The 20,365-nt window shown below is 37.1% G+C and carries 15 protein-coding genes; all 15 read left to right on the forward strand.

The genetic code is table 11. From position 1 onward, the window contains the following. The first annotated feature begins 16 nt into the window (after positions 1–16). Positions 17–2,857 carry a TonB-dependent receptor gene (locus CLV32_RS14860; RefSeq protein WP_243732324.1) on the forward strand — a complete coding sequence of 947 codons (2,841 nt, stop codon included), beginning with the start codon at positions 17–19 and terminating at the stop codon, positions 2,855–2,857. A gap of 91 nt (positions 2,858–2,948) precedes the next feature. Next, positions 2,949–4,409, forward strand: a complete 1,461-nt coding sequence (locus CLV32_RS14865) for a hypothetical protein (RefSeq protein WP_133556872.1) — start codon at positions 2,949–2,951, stop codon at positions 4,407–4,409. A 311-nt stretch (positions 4,410–4,720) separates the two neighbouring features. Then, entirely contained in the window at positions 4,721–7,273 is a 2,553-nt protein-coding gene (locus CLV32_RS14870) for an SLBB domain-containing protein (protein ID WP_133556875.1), read from the forward strand. A 45-nt stretch (positions 7,274–7,318) separates the two neighbouring features. Next, on the forward strand, positions 7,319–8,407 hold the full coding sequence (locus CLV32_RS14875) for a GumC domain-containing protein (protein ID WP_133556878.1): 1,089 nt from the start codon (positions 7,319–7,321) through the stop codon (positions 8,405–8,407). 5 nt (positions 8,408–8,412) lie between these two features. Beyond that, on the forward strand, positions 8,413–9,441 hold the full coding sequence (locus tag CLV32_RS14880; protein ID WP_133556880.1) for a ferredoxin--NADP reductase: 1,029 nt from the start codon (positions 8,413–8,415) through the stop codon (positions 9,439–9,441). Between the two features lie 12 nt (positions 9,442–9,453). Then, on the forward strand, positions 9,454–10,230 hold the full coding sequence (gene rfbF / locus CLV32_RS14885; RefSeq protein WP_133556882.1) for a glucose-1-phosphate cytidylyltransferase: 777 nt from the start codon (positions 9,454–9,456) through the stop codon (positions 10,228–10,230). 1 nt (position 10,231) lies between these two features. Next, the gene (gene rfbG / locus CLV32_RS14890) at positions 10,232–11,311 is read left to right on the forward strand and encodes a CDP-glucose 4,6-dehydratase (RefSeq protein WP_133556885.1); all 1,080 of its coding nucleotides are present in this window, start codon (positions 10,232–10,234) and stop codon (positions 11,309–11,311) included. Continuing rightward, on the forward strand, positions 11,304–12,209 hold the full coding sequence (locus tag CLV32_RS14895; protein WP_133556888.1) for an NAD-dependent epimerase/dehydratase family protein: 906 nt from the start codon (positions 11,304–11,306) through the stop codon (positions 12,207–12,209). The genes rfbG and CLV32_RS14895 overlap by 8 nt, the downstream gene beginning before the upstream one ends. Continuing rightward, positions 12,206–13,927: a thiamine pyrophosphate-binding protein gene (locus CLV32_RS14900; protein WP_133556891.1), complete on the forward strand. Its 1,722-nt coding sequence runs from the start codon at positions 12,206–12,208 to the stop codon at positions 13,925–13,927. Before CLV32_RS14895 ends, CLV32_RS14900 begins: the two co-directional genes overlap by 4 nt. A 29-nt stretch (positions 13,928–13,956) precedes the next feature. Continuing rightward, complete coding sequence (rfbH, locus tag CLV32_RS14905; protein ID WP_133556893.1) at positions 13,957–15,261, forward strand: lipopolysaccharide biosynthesis protein RfbH; 1,305 nt, start codon at positions 13,957–13,959, stop codon at positions 15,259–15,261. A gap of 1 nt (position 15,262) precedes the next feature. Next, positions 15,263–16,630 carry a lipopolysaccharide biosynthesis protein gene (locus CLV32_RS14910; protein WP_208111015.1) on the forward strand — a complete coding sequence of 456 codons (1,368 nt, stop codon included), beginning with the start codon at positions 15,263–15,265 and terminating at the stop codon, positions 16,628–16,630. Next, on the forward strand, positions 16,620–17,525 hold the full coding sequence (locus tag CLV32_RS14915) for a glycosyltransferase family 2 protein (protein ID WP_133556898.1): 906 nt from the start codon (positions 16,620–16,622) through the stop codon (positions 17,523–17,525). Before CLV32_RS14910 ends, CLV32_RS14915 begins: the two co-directional genes overlap by 11 nt. Before the next feature lie 105 nt (positions 17,526–17,630). Next, on the forward strand, positions 17,631–18,788 hold the full coding sequence (locus CLV32_RS14920) for a putative sugar O-methyltransferase (RefSeq protein WP_133556900.1): 1,158 nt from the start codon (positions 17,631–17,633) through the stop codon (positions 18,786–18,788). Between the two features lie 55 nt (positions 18,789–18,843). Further along, positions 18,844–19,476: an acyltransferase gene (locus CLV32_RS23360; protein ID WP_133556902.1), complete on the forward strand. Its 633-nt coding sequence runs from the start codon at positions 18,844–18,846 to the stop codon at positions 19,474–19,476. Continuing rightward, a complete protein-coding gene (locus CLV32_RS14930; protein ID WP_133556904.1) occupies positions 19,476–20,351 on the forward strand; it encodes a glycosyltransferase family 2 protein in 876 nt (291 codons plus the stop codon). The genes CLV32_RS23360 and CLV32_RS14930 overlap by 1 nt, the downstream gene beginning before the upstream one ends. Positions 20,352–20,365: the final 14 nt, after the last annotated feature.

The following is a 20,365-nucleotide window of genomic DNA, read 5'->3' on the forward strand; positions in this document are numbered from 1 at the left end:
CATTGTGGTAATACTTTTGCCTGAACAAATTACAGGGCAATTGGAACATTATTTTAAAAAAGCAGTCATTACCATTTTTTGTGTAGTGATCAGCACGGTGCTATTCGCACAAACAACAGGTAAACTTTCAGGTAAAGTCTCAGACAGGAAAACCGGTGAAACTATTATTGGTGGAACGGTTAAAGTACAGGGCACACGGACGGCTGTATCAACTGACGTAGACGGTCGGTATACGCTAGTAGGCCTTGCTCCCGGAAAATACACCTTCGAAGTTTCTTATATTGGTTATTCAACGAAACGGATCACAGATGTTGAGATTAAAGCCAATACTGTTACGCCATTAAACATAGTATTGGAAGAATCGAAAGATAACAACCTAAGCGAAGTTGTTATCACATCTTCTTATAAAAAGGAATCTGTAAATACCCTTTATCTGCAACAAAAAAATCGTGCGGTGATCTCTGACGGAATATCTGCAGACATGATTAATAGAAGTCCAGATAGAAGTACTGGGGACGTATTAAAGCGTGTAAGTGGTACTACGATTCAAGATAATAAATTTGTGATCGTACGTGGTTTATCCGACCGTTACAACAATGCCAGTCTGGATAATTCAAGTTTACCCAGTACAGAACCTAATCGTAAAGCATTTTCTTTTGACATCGTTCCTGCTGGCCTGATAGATAATATCGTGGTAAGCAAAACAGCAACACCTGATCTTAATGCCGATTTTGCCGGTGGATCGATTAAAATCATCACTAAAGATGTTCCAGATAGAAATTTCTTTGATATCAGTTTAGGTACGGGGTATAACAGTCAGTCGACATTCAAGGATTTTTTCTACGGACCAAGATACACTGAGAACTACTTTGGGTTTGACGGTGGTCATCGTCAGATCCCTACCAGTTCGAAATTTCCAAAAAATACTGCGGCAACTGAAGCTTTAAGGTTTGATGATGCTAAGAATATAACCGCTATTAATCAATTGCCCAAGGTTTGGAAAATTGGACAGGAATCTGCCCCGTTGAGTCAGAATCACCAATTGAGTTTGGGACAGGTTAAGAATTTTGCCAATGGAGGTAAGTTTGGCATGATTGCTTCCTTGACCTACAGAAATTCTGAAACTACAAGGCCGGATGTAGAGCGTGATTATTATACCTATGATTATGATGATCGGGTGAATACTTTTTCTTCAAACATTGGGGCGATGGCAAATTTCTCTTATGTAAAGGGAAAAAATAAAATTGCTTTCAAAAATTTATATAACAGAATACTTGATGATAAATTCACATATCGTGAAGGAACAGATCAAGGCAGATCGACTGACTTGAGGTACTATGCTTTTGACATGACCCAAAAAGGAATTTTCAAAACATCATTGGATGGGGATCATCAGGTAACTGAGAAAAATAAGATTACATGGACCTTATCTTATTCAAACATTTTGAATAACCAACCCGATCAACGCAAAATTGGATATCAACGCAGTATTTCTGACCGTGGAACTGACAAGCCATTCCTTGCCGCCAATACAGCACTAACAAAGGAGAATAACAGGTTCTTTTCAGACCTTAAAGAATCTATATATAGTGGTGCTGTGAACGATATTTATAATATCAAATTGTTTGATAAAAGCACTATTCTTAAAGGGGGATTAGGATCGCAATATAGAGACCGGGACTTTGCCGCCCGTTTAATGGGGATAACTTTGAAACAGGCAGATCAGGATATCCAGTCAAGACCATTAAGCACTTTATATTCTACGGCACTAATTAATCAGGGGCTTTATCAATTAAGTGAGATCACTGGTAACTCAGATAAATATGATGCGCATTCTTTAACAAGTTTTGGTTATGTGATGCTTGACCAGCCGATTACTGAAAAGTTGAGAGCTGTTTATGGTGTACGTGCAGAGCAATTTAATCTGGAATTGAATTCCAGGGGGAATGATGGAAAAGCAATTCAGGTGAAGCAGGATTATTTAGATATCTTACCATCGGTAAACTTAACTTACGCTTTAAATCCTCAGTCTAACTTTAGAGCTTCTTATTATCGTACTTTAGCAAGACCTGAATTTAGAGAACTAGCACCATTCGATTACTATGATTACGAATTGCTGGGTAATGTTTCCGGGAATCAGTCCTTGAAGAGAACGCTAATTGATAATGCAGATTTGCGATATGAAATATATCCTGCGGCAGGTCAAGTAATTTCTGTATCGGCATTTTATAAACATTTTAATAATGCGATCGAACCTACCATTTACGACCAAAATTCAACACCTGCTTTCTCTTACTTCAACACACCTAAGGCGGTAAATTATGGGTTAGAGTTAGAATTCAGACATACATTGGATTTTATTTACACAACCGATTTTTTTAAAAATATGACCGTTTATGCAAACGGAACTTTGGTGAAATCAAAAGTTACAAATCCAACGGATCAGGCGTACCTGCGTACAGAACGGCCGATGGTGGGACAGTCTCCATATTCTGTTAACGCTGGATTGCAGTATAATGCGCTTAGCAATAATTTGAATTTTAGTGCTTTATTCAACAGAGTCGGAAAGCGGATTGTGAATGTTGGCGGCCAGCGTTTCTCTGATGTATGGGAAGCGCCAAGAAATGTGATTGATTTTCAGGCAGGCTATCGTTTTTACAAAAATAAAGCTCAGGTTAAACTTAACGTAAATGACATTCTAAATAACCAATCGTTGCTGTATTTCGATTATTCTAACGACAATAAATTTAATCCTGAAAAAGAGGTAATTGTTAACGGGAATAAAGTCTCGGACGAGATACTTTCCAGGTACAAAACTGGAACCAACATTTCGTTATCTCTTTCATACTCATTTTAGATTAAGCGCTAACAATAACTTAATATATAATTCATAATCAGTTCATTCTAATTTAATTTCTTTACAGAAAATTATTACAACCCAAAAACACATGAAAAAACACTTAGCAATTTTCGGTCTGGCACTAGCATTATTTGCTACATCGTGCTCGAAGAATGATGACACAGATGTTATCGAACCACCTGTATCTACTGGTTCAGTAGTAGAAGTATCAGGTGACATTAAAGTTAACACTACATGGTCTGCCGACAAAATATACTTGTTAAAAGGATTCGTATATATTACTGATGGTGCTACTTTGACCATTGCCCCAGGCACTATTATCAAAGGTGATAAAGCGACAAAAGCAACTTTAGTTGTAACTAGAGGCTCTAAATTAAATGCAGAAGGTACAGCTGCAAAACCTATTGTATTTACTTCCAACGTTGCTGCCGGTGGCCGTCGTGAAGGTGACTGGGGTGGATTGATCCTATTGGGTAAAGCTCCAACAAACCAAGGAAGTGAAGTTAAAATCGAAGGCGGTTTAACTCCTACAGTTTCTGGTCAAGAGCAAAAGTACATTCAATATGGTGGTACAGAAACGGCTGATAATTCAGGTATCCTTAAATATGTAAGGGTTGAGTATGCTGGTATTCCGTTCTCGGTAGATAACGAAATCAACGGTATCACTTTTGGTGGTGTTGGTTCGGGAACAACTATAGAATATGTACAGGTTTACCGTTCAGGTGACGATGCTTATGAGTGGTTTGGTGGAACGGTAAATGCCAAACACATCATTGCTTCTGGGACTTGGGATGATGATTTCGATACTGATTTTGGTTATTCAGGTAAAATCCAGTTCGCAGTTGCTCAACGTTTTCCATTAGTAGCAGATCAGTCGGGGTCTAACGGTTTTGAATCTGACAACAACGCTACAGGAACTACTGCTCCACCAAAAACTTCAGCAATTTTCTCAAACGTTACTGTAGTTGGTCCACTTGCTGCTGCTAACACAAAAATCAATGGTTTCTTCCAGCATGCTGCACAGATCAGAAGAAACTCTGCGATCAGTACATTCAATTCTATCTTTACAGGTTTCCCTGACGGTATTTATATCGATGATAGTACTGGCGCACTGACTTCAAGTAATGTTACCGATGGTTCTTTAGCGTTTCAGAACAATTTAATTTATGGTATCACTGGTACGGAGGTTAAAGCTACTAATGCAACTAGCTTGGCAATCTTCGAAACAGTTATCAAGTCTAATAATACATTCCTGAAAACAGCATTTGCTAACGCTTTGTTAACAGCTCCTTACAAATACTCGTCTGATATCGTTGCTGCTACAGTAGGTGGCGCTGCTAACCCTCAATTGGGAAGACCAGACTTTACAGTAGTTGCTGGAGGTGTTGCCGCAAGTGGCGCAGCATTTACGCATGCTAAAATTGCAACGGATACTTTCTTTGAGAAAGTGACTTACAGAGGTGCATTTGGTACTACTGACTGGACTGCTGGATGGGCTAACTTTGATCCTCAAGTAACTCCTTACACAACTCCTGGTGCTGTAAATTAAAGATGTTTCACTTTTATAAAAAAGGTTGGTATTTCGAAAGTACCAGCCTTTTTTTATTTAGAGCATAAATTAATTATGATTAATGTCATAATTTTTGCGGTATAGCGTAAGCAGACGTAGCTGGTACCCCTGTGTACTCAAAAAGACCTGCAATTGAGAAATGGATAATTAAAACTAAAGGTATAATAACCTGATTTTTATCTTTAACCTTTTTGTGGATTTGATACAGCTTGCTGTGCCATATATTTCTCTGGAATCAAATAATTAAGCTATATTTGATGGCTTAATTAAAAAAATATTTCTACCAAAATATGAATGTCAAAAAGTTCCTCGCTGTTCTGTTTTTATTCTCGATTATTATTTTCTCACGCACAGCATTTGCCCAAGTTAATTATTCTGATACCAAGGTGGATGATTTGACAGATGTTCAAATTCGACAGTTAATTCAGCGTGCAGAATCGATGGGATACAGTGACGCTCAGTTAGAGCAATTGGCTGCTGCCCAAGGTATGAAACCGGAAGAAATTCAGAAACTCAGGTTGCGCGTTGAAAAAATCAGAAAACAAGATGGGAGCGTCTCGTCTAGTGAGCAAAATAGTTCGAGTAATGAACAGAGTCAGAATAGAAATCAATCAAACGAACGATCTTACAGTAATCAGACAGATTCAACTCGTAAAAATAATCTCAATAAAAAAGACCAGATCCAATCGGAACAAGATCGGAAGAAACAAGAGGCTGAGACTATTCTCGGAGGACTAAAGCCTAAAATTTTCGGGCTTGAGGTATTTAAGAATGATAATCAGACGTTCGAACCAAATTTAAGAATGGCTACTCCAAAAAGTTATATTGTTGGGCCAGATGACGAACTTTTGATTGATCTAACAGGAGACAATGAAGCCAATTATCGATTGAAAGTTAGTCCTGATGGCACAATAAGGTTGCAATATGTAGGTCTTATTTCTGTAGGGGGACTGTCTATTGAACAAGCGACTTCGAAGATAAGAAGTGCGATGACAAAGACCTATGCAGGACTAAGAACAGGAAGATCTAACATAGCAGTCAACCTTGGGAATATCCGAGGTATTAAGATTGTTTTAACTGGTGAGGTGACTAGGCCAGGAACTTATACGTTATCATCATTGTCGACAGTATTTAATGCCTTGTATGCATGCGGAGGTCCGAACGAAAATGGGTCATTCCGGAAAATTCAGGTCATTAGAAATAACAAAGTGATTAGTACTATAGATACCTACGATTATCTAATTTATGGTATCCAAAAGGGTAATATACGTTTGCAAGACCAAGATATCATTAACGTTCCGGTTTATGAGACGCGCATCGAAATTGTTGGTGAGGTTAAACGCAGTGCGCTGTTTGAAATAATTAAAGGAGAGATGTTTGAGGACGTACTGCAGTTTGCGGGTGGCTTTAGAACACAGGCTTATTCAGCAAAAGTAAAAGTGCTTCAAAATACCGATAAGGAAAGAAGGATCACTGATATTTTAAATTCTGAATTCAAAACTTATACCCCAAGAAATGGAGACAAGTATATTGTAGAAAGTATTCTTGACCGATTCGAAAATCGAATAGAAATTCTAGGTGCCGTTTTTCGGCCGGGCCAGTATGAACTTTCGAAGGGGTTGACGGTTAAGTCTTTGATAAACAAGGCTGATGGATTAAAAGAAGATGCTTTTTTAAATAGAGGATATATCAATAGACTTAATAGTGACAATACACTGGCATTACTTTCTTTTGACGTTGCCAAAATCATGGATGGAAGAGAGACCGATATTCCATTGCAAAGAGAAGATCGTGTAACAATTTCTTCTTTATTTGATCTACGGGATGAATATAAAATAAATATTCAGGGAGAAGTGAGATTTCCAGGAGAGTTTGATTACGCTGATAATATGAATTTGGAAGATGCCATTCAGATCGCGGGCGGATTTAGAGAAGGGGCAACTCCGAGTAGAATTGAGGTTTCAAGAAGGGTTATGAACAGTGACGCTTCCTCAATTACCGCAAAAACCGCCGATGTGTTTATCGTAAATGTCGATAAGAATTTAAAACTTCAGGGTGATCGATTCATATTAAAACCTTTTGACGTAGTTTCCGTTCGTAGTTCTGAAGGTTACAGCGTTCAAAAGCAAGTTAAGGTAGAAGGAGAAGTGCTATATCCAGGAATTTATACTATCCTACAGAAGAACGAACGAATATCAGATTTGATTAAACGTGCAGGTGGACTGACGCCTACTGCTTACGCAGATGGGGCCTCATTGAAACGACCGGGACCTGATAAATCGACTACTAAAAAAGACAAAAATGCAATTGACAATAAAGAAGAAAATGACAAAAAGTTAATGGCTTTAAAGAGAGCTCAAGAAAGCGGAGCTAAAGATACAACTAGTGCGGTAATTGAGGAAAAGTTAATTCAATCTGATTTAGTAGGAATTGATTTGAAAAAAATCTTATCGAAACCTGAATCTAGAGTCGATCTTATTCTAGAAGACGGCGATAATATCAGGGTTCCGAAACAATTACAGACGGTTAAAGTAACTGGGGAGGTGCTTAACCCCAACAGTATTGTTTATGCGCCTGGCAGGGGCTTTAAGCAGTACTTAAACGGAGCCGGGGGGTTCACCCGTAATGCCCTTCGTAGTGGGGCTTACATTAAATATGCTAATGGATCAGTAGAAGCTTCAAAATCATTTTTATTTTTTAACAATTATCCGAAAGTAAAACCAGGTGCAGAGATTTTGGTCCCTAGACGAGCGGAACGGGAGCGGATGACAGCCGCCAGTTGGATTGGAATAGGAACTGCATTTGCGTCTTTGGCGGCAGTTATTGTTAGTATTCTAAGATAAAGCTTATAAATAATAACCGATAATTCTAAAGAAAAATATACTGTTGTGAAAAATGAAGAAGAAGTTTCAATAAAGGAACTTATTACTAAAATAAAAGCCGAATTCGAATATCTCCTAAGCAAATGGTTAATTATAGTTTTTATTGGTTTAGCTGGTGGGGCAGTTGGGCTGTTATTTGCCTTGTCAAAAAAAACAATATATACCGCTGCTACTACCTTCGTATTGGAGAATAACGAGGGCGGTGGTGGTCTTGGACAATATGCAGGGTTGGCTTCCGTTGTTGGAATTGATATTGGCGGCGGGGGTGGTGGTCTTTTTCAAGGCGATAATATTATAGAGTTTTATAAATCCCGTACAATGATTCAAAAGACATTGTTAAGCGAATGTGTTTTTAAAGGGAAAAGGGAATTATTGATCGATCGGTACATTGCTTTCAACAAGGTACGTGATCGTTGGAATCAGATTCCAGCTCTAAAAAACATTAAATTTGATGTTAATCAAGAAAAACTAAGATCTAAGGACACTGCTAAGATTGAGCATTTTTCAAGACTACAAGATAGCCTGATTAACACAATTGTATTGGATATTTATAGAAATTATTTAACTGTCACAAAACCAGATAAGAAATTAAGTATTATCCAGGTAACTGTTAGCTCAGCGGACGAGTTTTTTGCAAAAACTTTTAATGATCAGATTGTGAAGAACGTTAACGACTTCTATGTTCAAACGAAAACAAAAAAGTCTTCAGAGAACGTTGCGATATTACAGCAGAAGACGGATTCTGTTAGATCAGTGCTAAACGGCGCTATTTATACCGCCGCAAGTATAACTGATGCTACGCCTAATTTGAATGTTACGCGACAAATTCAAAGGGTGTTCCCTATGCAACGATCCCAATTTACTGCAGAAACAAATAAAGCAATTTTAAGTGAACTTGTTAAGAATTTAGAGATGTCAAAGATAAGTTTACGAAGGGAAACGCCGTTGATTCAGATTATTGACGTTCCAATCTATCCTTTAGATAAAGAAAGGTTTGGGAAAGCTAAAGGAATTATTCTAGGCGGTATAATTGCTGGAATATTAGCAGTGACCTTATTAATTGGTAGAAGACTATTGAAAAACGTTATGTCATAGTTATTATGAATACATATACACTGACAATTTTCGATATCAGGGTAGAAACTGAAGATACGGTTACATTGAGGTTTAAACAACCAGCACTGCGAAAAGTAAGATATATAGCAGGTCAATATCTAACGGTTATATTCAGAATCAACGGCAGAAGATATATGCGTCCATATTCCTTCTCGTCTAGTCCAGGTTTTGATGAATATTTGGAAATTACAGTGAAGCGTGTATTAGGTGGAGTAGTATCCAATCACATCAATGATAACGTTAAAATTGGAGACAGCATCGAAGTTCTCTCTCCAATGGGGAGTTTCATCTTTGAGCCGGAAAAACAATATGGTCATGTGTTCTTATGGGGAGTAGGCAGTGGCATTACACCTCTGATTTCGATTGCTAAATATATTTTATTACAGACTGAGATTAAATTGACTTTGGTATACGGCAACCAAAAGGAGTCTACAACAATTTTTTCAGAACTAATTAAGTCTATACTAGAGATTTATAAAGGGAGATTTTTTGTGATAAATTTTTATACCAGATATAATGTCGATAGTGCTAATCCAACAATTATTCAAGGTCGGATAGATATAAATACTGCATCTAATGTCCTAAAGGGCGTAATAGATATTGAAAAGTCGGGGCACTACATTTGTGGCCCCACAGGCTTAAAGCAGTCAGTGATACAAGTCTTGCAAAACTTTTCAGTTTCTTTGACCAACATTTATAGTGAAAGTTTTGAGCTGGTTAAAAATCCTTTGGATTTCGAAAATATTGAGACACAAATGGTTTGTGTAAATTTCAAAGGGCAAAGTCAGGAAATCGAGGTAGTAAAGGGGAAAAGTATTTTAGAGGCAGCCCTTGACGCAAATATGGAATTACCATACTCTTGTCAGACTGGGAGCTGTAGTACATGTAAGGGGAAATTGATAAGTGGTGAAGCAAAAATGATAGGAAACGGTGAGCGTAAGGATCTTGACTTGAACGAGTATCTCCTATGTTGTACTCACCCATTGACAAAGAATGTAAAAGTAGAAATATAATAGTTATCGATTATGAAGGTAGTGATACTTGCAGGGGGGTTGGGTACCAGGCTAATGGAAGAAACGGAAGCCAGACCCAAACCAATGGTTGAAATCGGTGGTAAACCGATATTATGGCATATTATGAAAATTTACGAAGCATATGGCTTTAACGATTTTGTTTTGTGTTTAGGGTATAAGGCTCAATCAATTAAAGAATATTTTTTGAATTATTATCTATATAACTCTGACGTTACAATAGAATTAGAACGCAATAAAGTTGATGTGCACTTTTCAAATTCTGAATCCTTTAAAGTAACTTTAGTAGATACTGGACTGACGACTAACACTGCAGGACGAATTAAGCAGATAAAAAAATATGTGGAAAATGAAGCTTTTATGTTAACTTATGGCGACGGCGTGGCAGATATTAACATTACAGACCTGGTGAAATTTCACAAATCGCACGGTAAGCTTGCGACATTGACCTCCATACAAACGCCCGGAAGATTTGGCAATATAGAAATGGACGAATACGGAAATGTTCAGCATTTTGTTGAGAAACCGCAGGGCGACGGTATGTGGATTAACGGGGGTTTTTTTGTGCTTGAGCCCGCTATTTTCAAATATTTGGAAGGAGATATGGACAATATCCAGTGGGAAAAGCAACCGTTGAAGCAAATTGCCGATGATGGTCAATTGGCCGCATTTAAACACTCCGGGTTTTGGAAACCCATGGATGCTTTGAGAGACAGAATTGAACTAGAGCAGCTGTGGAGCAGCGGAGCTGCTAAGTGGAAAATTTGGTAATATGTTGTCACAATTAGAAAAAACCTACAAAGGGAAGCGAATATTTTTGACCGGTCATACGGGTTTTAAGGGGGCATGGCTTCTAAAAATACTTAGTTTAATTGGGGCCGAGGTAAGAGGGTATGCTTTATCGCCGAATACCGACAAAGATCTATATCATCTCATAAATGGAGATAACCTTTGCGATTCAGTTATAGCAGACATACGTAATCGAGATCAATTGACAGAATCAGTAACAGAATTTGATCCGCACTTCATTTTTCATTTGGCGGCCCAACCACTTGTTAGATTGTCTTATGAAGTTCCATCTGAGACGTTCGAGGTCAATGCAATCGGAACTGCAAATTTGTTGGACTCCGTGAGATTGCTCAAAAATCCTTGCTCGGTTGTGTTAATTACCACGGACAAGGTGTATCATAACAATGAATGGGAGTATCCTTATCGTGAAAATGATCGATTGGGAGGTTACGATCCTTACAGCGCCAGCAAAGCATGTACAGAATTGGTCATTGACTCCTATAAGAATTCTTTTTTTAATGGTAATAATTTCGATATCCACAGGAAAAGTATTGCCGTAGGAAGGGCTGGAAATGTTATCGGGGGTGGAGATTGGTCGAACGATAGATTAATTCCTGATATTGCACGTGCGTTAATTGGAAACAAAGAGGTTGTATTGAGAAATCCACAATCTGTTAGACCTTGGCAGCATGTTTTGGAACCCATAGTAGCATATTTAAGGCTTGGTGAATTGATGGAAATAGATCCGATTAGATTTGGTTCTGTCTTTAACTTCGGACCATATTCTTCGGACGCCATATCTGTGGAAGATATGTTGAAACTAGCAATAAATTGTTGGGGATCAGGCGAATTCAGAGTTGAACAATTGGAAAATCAACCTCATGAAGCAGGGCTGTTGAAATTGGATATCAGTAAAGCGATTAAAGAATTGAATTGGAAACCGGTTTTGAATGCTAAACAAGCTATACGAATGACGGTTGATTGGTATAAGGAGTTTACGTTGAATTCACTTGACATAGACTCTTTTACGACAAAGCAAATAATGGCTTATCTTAATGCTTAAAGTTATTATAACAGGGATTACAGGATTTCTAGGATCACATATTGCTGAGCGAGCTTTAGCAGAAAATATAATTGTCATAGGTCTAAAGCGTAAAAGTTCTTCCATATGGAGATGTGAACATTTTAAGGAGCGTGTTGATTGGGTTAACATAGAGGATGGTTATGAGGATATTTTGGTTAGGAAATCAGCTGATATTTTGATTCACGCTGCCTGGATGGGAGTGGAAGCAAAGGATAGAGATAATTGGGTGGAACAGACTAAAAATATTACATTTTTTAGTGAAATTCTAACAATAGTCAAGAGAAGCAAGATTGAAAAAGTAATCTGCTTGGGCTCTCAAGCAGAATATGGATTTATGGAAGGAGCAATATCAGAGGAAGCTTCCACGGGCGCTAATGGTGCTTATGGTGCTGTAAAACTAGCCAGCCTTCATCTTTTCCGTTCATTTTCTGAGATATATCAAACAAAGTGGATTTGGTTAAGATTGTTTTCTGTATTTGGAGAAAACGAGGGGTCGAATTGGTTAATCCCCTCCCTTGCAGCAAAGATGCAAAGTGGTGTTGAATTTGACCTTACATTAGGAGAACAACGTTATGCTTATCTTTATGTAAAAGATTTTGCAGAGATTACGTGTAGAATATTAAAACAAGAGATTGTTTCTGGAATATATAATGTATCAGGTGATGAACCAAGATCGTTGAAGGAAATGGTAGAGTCGATTAGGAATATTATCAAGCCAGATTTTCGGTTGAATTTTGGGGCGTTAGCATATCGTCCAAACCAATCTATGTATTTAGAGGGTGACATGACTAAACTAACATCACAAATAGGGAAATTTAACTTTACAAATTTTAACGTAGCTTTGCTTGCCACTTTAAAAGGTTCAAAGTTTATATGAAAGCTTCAGATTTTATAGCAGATTTCTTGCAAAAAAAAGGTATTAAGAATGTATTTGAACTTTCTGGAGGAATGATTACTCATATCCTAGATTCTTTATATCAAAATACTGATATTAAGGTTGTTACTATGCATCATGAACAAGCAGCTGCATTTGCGGCTGAAGGTTATGGGCGAGTTACAGGATTGCCAGGAATAGCTCTGGCTACTAGTGGTCCGGGGGCAACGAATCTGCTGACTGGAATAGGGAGCTGTTTTTTTGATTCTACTCCAGCCATTTTTATAACTGGTCAGGTTAACCGTCATGAACAAAAGGGTGAGCGAGCAATTCGTCAGCTTGGTTTTCAAGAAACAGACATAGTTTCCATGGCAACTCCTATAACCAAGGCATGTTTTCGAGTTGATGCCGCAGATCATTTGGCGAAGATATTTGAAGAAGCATTTAATATCGCATTAGACGGAAGGCCTGGGCCTGTTTTAATCGATATACCAATGGACGTTCAGCGCGCACAGATATGTGTAAACTACGTTTTTGATTCAGTATCTTTTGATTCAAGAAGTATTAACCCGGAGCTTTTAGAGCGGATGATAGTTGATCTTAAATCTGCAAAAAGACCGCTTATTTTATCCGGCCGAGGGGTAAAAGCTAGTAATTGCCAGGACAAGTTTAATTCCTTTGTCAAAACATGTCAGGTTCCAGTGATTACCACATTACTTGGACTAGATACGATATCTTTCGAGGATCCACTTCGTGTTGGATTTATCGGTAGTTACGGAAATAGATGGGCAAATATAGCTTTTGGGGAGAGTGACGTTGTTATTGTTTTGGGTAGCAGATTAGATATAAGGCAAACCGGTGCGGATACAAAATTTATTGAAAACAGAAAAATTTATCATGTAGATTGTGAAGCGGCAGAAATCAATAATAGAATAAAAAATTGCGTAGCGATACATGCGGATCTCAATGACTTTTTCGCTCAGATTTCGACATTAATCGAGAACGAGCTTTTTGAAAGTCCAAAGATATGGCTTTCCTATATTAATAAGCTAAGGCTTAAATGGCCAGATGTCAAAGAACTCGATCCGCAAGGCATAAATCCGAACGTATTTATGCATCAGCTGTCAAACAAAAATAGTAAAGCAAAGGCATATCTAGCTGACGTAGGTAGCCATCAGATGTGGGCTGCACAGTCACTTGAAATTAATGATGGGCAGCAGTTCCTCACATCTGGCGGGATGGGAGCTATGGGTTTTTCTCTTCCTGCCGCAATTGGAGCTTGCTTTGCTCTCGATAAAGAACCGGTTGTTGTGATTATTGGAGACGGCTGTATGCAAATCAATATCCAGGAATTACAAACTATAGTACGAAATAAGTTGCCTGTTAAAATAATAATCCTAAACAACAGAACGCTTGGGATGATTAGGCAGTTTCAAGATACTTACTTTGAATCAAGATATCAGTCGACTTACTGGGGGTACGATGCACCTAACTTTGAAAAGGTAGGCATCGCCTATGAAATTGAGAGTAGAACAATAAGTGTAGAGGAGGAAGTTGTTGAATCCGTCAAATGGTTATGGGAAGGTGATAACGCAACAAAGCCACAACTTCTCCAGGTTATGATAGATCCTCATACAAATACCTATCCCAAGATTGCATTCGGTAGACCAATTACTGAAATGGAACCCTTTGCCAAGCCGATTGAAATGGAGGGAACCTAATTTATATTATAACTCATTATATTCAATACATGTTAAAAAATATTACAGATAGTGCACTGGAAGAACGTTTGAGAACAATTGCCAGGAAGAATACGACACAAGTTATTGTGCCGGGTGAAAATTACATCCCGGTAACCGGTAAAGTCTTGGACGAACAAGATATATTGTTGGGTGTAGATGCTGCTCTTGACGGTTGGCTTACAGCCGGAAGATTTGCTAACAAATTTGAGCACGAATTTGCTGAATACTTCGGGGCTAGTAAAGCGCTGCTTGTAAATTCAGGATCTTCGGCTAATCTCGTTGCATTTTACACGCTGACTTCATCTAAACTTGGTGATCGAGCAATAATTCCAGGGGACGAAGTCATTACTGTGGCAGCTGGCTTTCCAACAACGATAAATCCAATAATACAGTTCGGTGCGATTCCTGTTTTTATTGATGTTGATATTGCAACTCACAACGTCAAGGCAGATATGATAGAATCTGCGGTAAGTCCAAAAACAAAAGCAATAATGATTGCTCACTCTCTTGGCAATCCCTTCGACTTGAACGAAGTTATGCGTATTGCGAAAAAATATAATCTTTGGGTCATAGAGGATGACTGTGATTCTTTAGGAGCCACTTATAACGGGAAAAAGACTGGAACTTTTGGTGATATTTCTACATTTTCTTTTTATCCAGCTCATCATATAACTATGGGTGAAGGTGGAGCCGTTTTAATAAATAATCCCGAACTGTCCAAATTGGCTGAAAGTTTTAGAGATTGGGGAAGAGATTGCTATTGTGAACCAGGTAAGGACAATACTTGTGGTTGTAGGTTTGGGCAGCAGTTGGGGTCACTGCCATATGGGTACGATCATAAATATACGTATTCACATATTGGATTTAACTTGAAAGTTACCGACATGCAGGCGGCTTTTGGGGTTTCACAGATTGCAAAAATTGACAAGTTTGTAGAGCGTAGAAGGGAAAACTATAATTCTTTATACGAGCGTATGAAGGAATTTGAGGAAGTTTTTATTCTTCCAGAGGCAACACCGAATTCAAACCCTTCTTGGTTTGGGTTTTTACTTACTTTGAGAGAGGGGGATGCTAGTGACAGACATATGTTGGTTCAGCATTTAGAGGAAAAAAAGATTGGGACCAGGCTATTATTTGGTGGTAATCTTTTAAGACAACCGGCTTATGCTAAAATTGAGCATCGTGTGGTTGGCGATTTAAGTAATACGGATACTATCATGAATAATTCTTTTTGGTTAGGTGTATGGCCAGGGTTAAATGAAACTCATTATGATTACATCGCGAATGTGATTCGTGAATATCTGAATGGATAGGATGATTACCAGCATACGAAAGTTTTCCAATAAAATAGGAATTGATCAGGCAATAGCCTACACTGTTTTTTCGAAGATATTACAGGTGTTTGGAGGAGTAACAACTCTCTTTTTTGTTGCTCAATTTTTAACAAAGTCGGAGCAAGGTTATTATTACACATTTGGCAGTATCCTTGCTATACAGATTTTTTTTGAATTGGGCCTATGTAATATCATCATTCAATTTGTTGCACATGAGGCAGTAAATTTGAAGTGGGTGGACGGAGTAAATTTTACTGGATCTTTAGAGTCAATTTCACGTCTTTCTTCTCTGCTACGTTTCACATTAAAATGGTTTGGCGTAATTGCTAGTTTGTTTGTTATTGGACTATTGATAACGGGATATTGCTTTTTTAATAAATTTGGGAAAAATGATGATTTCGTTAATTGGCAGGCTCCCTGGGTAGTTTTGTCAGTGGTTACAGCAATATCACTAATGGCTGCCCCACTGATGGCTTTTTTAGAAGGGTTGGGATGGATGAAAGAGGTTGCAAAAGTAAGATTCGTTCAGCAGATTTTTCAACTGTCTTTTACGTTGATCTTCTTTGCTTCTGGATTCAAATTATATGCTGCACCAGTTGCTACAGGTATCGGTTTCATGGTTATTCCAATCTGGATTTTTACGGGAAACGTAAAGAAAATCCTCGTTTCCATTTGGCACAAAATCGATATTTACAAAGTTAATTATAGGAATGAAATTTTCCCGTTTCAATGGAAAATTGCACTTAGTTGGATAAGTGGTTATTTTATTTTCCAATTGTTCAATCCTGTCCTGTTCGCGACTGAAGGGCCGATAGTTGCTGGGCAAATGGGTATGACTATAACCGTATTGAATGCTATATTAATGCTTACATTGAGTTGGGTGAGCACAAAGGTTCCAGTATTTTCGGGGCTAATTGCTAAAAAAGACTATAAGCAATTAGATAATCTTTTTAATAGCACTTTAGTTCAGTCGACAGGACTTAACGTTTTTGCTTTAATTGTTTTTTTTATAATGATTTTTGTTTTAAGGCATTACCATATGGTAATCGGGGGAAAATATTTTGGAGATCGATTTCTAGCTTATTTGCCAATGTTGTTTATGGCGATTCCGATTTTACTCAACCATATTTTGGCTGCATGGGCGACCTATCTCAGATGCCATAAAAAAGAACCAATGTTAATTATGAGCATCGTAATCGCAATTTTAAGTTCGTTGTCGACCTTTTTTCTCGGACACGCTTTTGGAGTCATAGGCATTACCGCCGGTTACCTTTTGGTTACGGTTATTAGTTTTGTATGGACATATTTTACTTTCAAAATAAGCAAAAGAGATTGGCATGGAGCATAACATTCTTTTGTCAATATGTATACCTACGTATAATCGTGCTGATATCTTAGATAGCACGTTGAAGAGACTTTTTGATAATCCAGAATTTATGAGCGACTGTGTTGAAGTTGTTGTCTCTGATAATGGCTCTACTGATCACACTAGAGAAGTCGTATCAAAGTATCCGCTTGTGAGATATTATTGTAACACTGAGAATATAAGAGATTTAAATTTTTCCAAGGTGTTAAGCTTTGGAAGAGGGAAATATATTAAGTTATTTAATGACACGTTGAATTTCAATGCAGGTGTTTTAACAAAAATACTCCGGTGTATTGAAACAAATAGTAGTGAAGAGAAAAATATTTTTTTCTATGACAAAATGTTTCTCAATAAAACGGGAGTAAAAGAAGTAGATTCTGCTGAAGCATTTATCAATGAAGTGAGTTTTTATTCGACTTGGATCGCAAATTTTGGTTGTTGGAGGAGCGAATTTAGAAATATCCCTGATAAGGACAGATATGTCCATTTACAGTTAGCTCAAGTTGATTGGAGTTACCGTATCGTTAAAAATGGACAATCGACTATGATTTTTTTTGGAGAATATTATGATATTACAACTGTCGAGAACAAAGGTGGATATAATGTTTTTGATGTGTTCGTGAGGAAATATTTATTTATTATTCATAAGCAAAATCTATCGTTATTCAGTTACGAACGGGAGAAATTTAGGCTGTGCTACCATTTTGTTTATCCTTGGATTATTAAGTTATATATAACAGATATTAATACTTTTAGTTTCAGCATAGAGGGGGCTTTTAAAACAATTTTCGCTAAATACTGGTACGAACCGTATTTCTATTTATTTTTTGGTAAGTATCTTATTCATAAAATAATAAAAAGGAAATCCATATCTTAGGTAACATATGTGAAGCACATTGGCGTGGAGAATGAGTTCGAGCTAGCGAGTCCCTATCACACAGACGAATTGAATAAACAAATTATTAAATTATATATAGGAAATATGTCTCTAATTTTGGAGTTAAAGAAAATAAAAAGAAATTTTTTACGGAGAAGAAAGTTTAAAAGTCTGACAAATGCCCTTGGTTCTGATATTCTAAAATCGAAAGATTTTAGAATGAACAACATAAAGGAATGTTTTAAGAATAGGAGGATTGCAACACCTGATACAAATATTATTGATCGTGTAATGGCATCTTATAATAAGGCGAAATCTAATCAAAAATCTTTTTCTTCAGCTTATCAAGTAGGTAATGAGTGGTTGCCTATTTACGAACGTCATATGGGTGATGTAATTAAAGCCCTAGGAAGTTCAGACGCTGCTGCTACGAAGACTATATACGAGAATTTTATGCGAGAGGATTGCAGTGTCGGCCTACATGGTTTGCCAATAGATATGAAAGAAGCATATTTTAGTGGAAATATATCTAATCTTAACAGCGACATTCATTTACATGATTCTATTTATCGTTATAGTCATTGGTTAAATTTAACTGAAAATAAGTATAGTTTAAAAGACTTACAAATGCCTGACTACGGAAATCCATACGGTTATTTCGTTAATAACGAATTTATACGAGTTGGTGCGGAATACCTGCACTATTACGCTTCCAGAATTCAAGAATTAATACAAGAAGAGAAAGGAAGAAAAGTTGTTGTAGAATTAGGTGGAGGATATGGGGGACTAGGGTACTTTCTCACTCGGATGGAATCAGATCTATGTTACATCGACTTTGATCTTCCCGAAAATATGGCTTTAACCGCTTATTATTTATTAAGTTCTTTTCCCGGAAAGAAGATATTATTATATGGGGAAGATGAATTCAATGAACAATCTTCATCAAATTATGATATTATCATAATGCCGAATTTTGAATTGCCAAAACTGGCGTCAAATATTGCAGACTTAGTTTTTAACTCATATAGTTTAGCCGAAATGTCTACGGACACAATATCTACTTATATTCCGACTTTAAAGGAGGCCTGCAAGAAGCATTTCTTCCACGTTAATCATACACAAATTTCGTATTCTCTAAAAGCCGATGATTTTGGGATTGAAGACAATGAGTTCAGTTTAATTACAAAAAAGCCTGCATTATGGAATATGGGCAGGGATGTTAATATGGACGAATTTGAGTTTTTATATACACGAACTAGATAAATTTATAGGACCGAATGGATTTGTTCGTTTGTCTTTATAGCGTTTCTTCGCCATTATGAGAAATTTCTTAAGCTTTATTGTACAAAAAGGTATCATTTGGCTGTCCTCCATTTTTACTTTATCTTTGGTGACCGGTGTAAAATCAAGGATTAATTCCTATTACACTATTTGGCTAAAAAGGGAGTTTCGTTTTTTTGGAGCTAATAGTGGAATTAATAGGCCTATTTACCTAAACGGAGGTAAATATATTACTATAGGTCAGGATTTTCACTGTGATCAGCGATTAAGGTTAGAAGCAATAGATGAATATGAGGGAATTAAATATGATCCTGAGATTATTATTGGCAATCATGTGATGATTCAGAAAGATTGCCACATAGGTGCTATAAACAAGATACAAATTGGGCATGGTGTGTTGATTGCTAGTAAAGTTTTCATATCAGACCACTCACATGGTGAAGCGACGAGTTTATCAATTAAAATTCCTCCTCTTAAGAGACCATTATTTAGTAAAGGTCCGGTTATAATTGAAGATAACGTTTGGATAGGAGAGGGAGTAATCATACTTCCAGGTGTAACAATTGGTGAAAATAGTATTATTGCGGCTGGCTCTGTTGTAACTAAGTCCATACCCAGCAATTGTGTTGCTGCAGGGAGTCCTACAAAAATTATCAAAGAACTAGATTAATGACTGTTTCAATTATTATAGTAAATTATAAAACGTGTAGTTTAGTTATAGACGCAATTAAATCTGTCCGACTAAAAACTTTAGGAGTAACTTATGAAATTATTGTCGTTGATAACAATTCAGAGGACTCTTCAGAGAGATTATTATATGAGGAATTCTCAAATGAAGTCATTTACATCGCGTTGACGGAAAATATAGGATTTGGACGAGCTAATAATAAAGGTATTGAAATTGCAATCGGCAGGAATATTTTTTTACTCAATCCAGATACCCTGTTAACAAATGATGCGGTAACGATATTATCTAATTATCTTGATAATAATCCTAATGTGGGAGCTGTCGGTGCGAATCTATACAATGAGGACCATTCTTTTCAGCCCAGTTTCTCAAGAATATATCCTTCGATTCAATATGAGCTGAGTAATTTGTTTCATTTATTGTTTTTTTTTGATAGGGATAATATAAATACTTCTGAAAATCCGAAAAACGTAAAGACGGTAGTTGGTGCAGCAATGATGATCAGCAAAAATGTACTGAATAAGGTTGGTGGGTTTAATCCTGAGTTCTTCATGTATGAGGAAGAAAATGAATTGTGTTATCGGATTAAAAAAAGCGGATATCAAATTATGAATGTTCCGGAGGCCAAGGTTATCCATTTGGATGGAAAAAGTTTTGCTTTTTCAGAACAGCGAACTATAAGACGGTTGGAAGGTCTTAGAGTTCTTTATCGATTAACATATTCAGAATTTTATTGCGATACTTTAAAGATAGTAGAATATCTAACTATAACTAGTCGTCTTCTACTATTTAAATTAATCAAAAACGAGTCAAAGATAAAGTTCTGGTCTTTTATGTATAATAATCGAAAATGGTAATGCGCAACAATTAT

It is taken from the genome of Pedobacter duraquae, from assembly GCF_004362245.1.
Taxonomy (GTDB): Bacteria; Bacteroidota; Bacteroidia; order Sphingobacteriales; family Sphingobacteriaceae; genus Pedobacter; species Pedobacter duraquae.

Coding starts and splice junctions, on each gene's coding strand:
- CLV32_RS14865 (WP_133556872.1), top strand. CDS start 2,949: ATGAAAAAACACTTAGCAATTTTCGGTCTGGCACTAGCATTATTTGCT.
- CLV32_RS14870 (WP_133556875.1), top strand. CDS start 4,721: ATGAATGTCAAAAAGTTCCTCGCTGTTCTGTTTTTATTCTCGATTATT.
- CLV32_RS14880 (WP_133556880.1), top strand. CDS start 8,413: ATGAATACATATACACTGACAATTTTCGATATCAGGGTAGAAACTGAA.
- rfbF (WP_133556882.1), top strand. CDS start 9,454: ATGAAGGTAGTGATACTTGCAGGGGGGTTGGGTACCAGGCTAATGGAA.
- rfbG (WP_133556885.1), top strand. CDS start 10,232: ATGTTGTCACAATTAGAAAAAACCTACAAAGGGAAGCGAATATTTTTG.
- CLV32_RS14895 (WP_133556888.1), top strand. CDS start 11,304: ATGCTTAAAGTTATTATAACAGGGATTACAGGATTTCTAGGATCACAT.
- CLV32_RS14900 (WP_133556891.1), top strand. CDS start 12,206: ATGAAAGCTTCAGATTTTATAGCAGATTTCTTGCAAAAAAAAGGTATT.
- rfbH (WP_133556893.1), top strand. CDS start 13,957: ATGTTAAAAAATATTACAGATAGTGCACTGGAAGAACGTTTGAGAACA.
- CLV32_RS14910 (WP_208111015.1), top strand. CDS start 15,263: ATGATTACCAGCATACGAAAGTTTTCCAATAAAATAGGAATTGATCAG.
- CLV32_RS14915 (WP_133556898.1), top strand. CDS start 16,620: ATGGAGCATAACATTCTTTTGTCAATATGTATACCTACGTATAATCGT.
- CLV32_RS14920 (WP_133556900.1), top strand. CDS start 17,631: ATGTCTCTAATTTTGGAGTTAAAGAAAATAAAAAGAAATTTTTTACGG.
- CLV32_RS23360 (WP_133556902.1), top strand. CDS start 18,844: ATGAGAAATTTCTTAAGCTTTATTGTACAAAAAGGTATCATTTGGCTG.
- CLV32_RS14930 (WP_133556904.1), top strand. CDS start 19,476: ATGACTGTTTCAATTATTATAGTAAATTATAAAACGTGTAGTTTAGTT.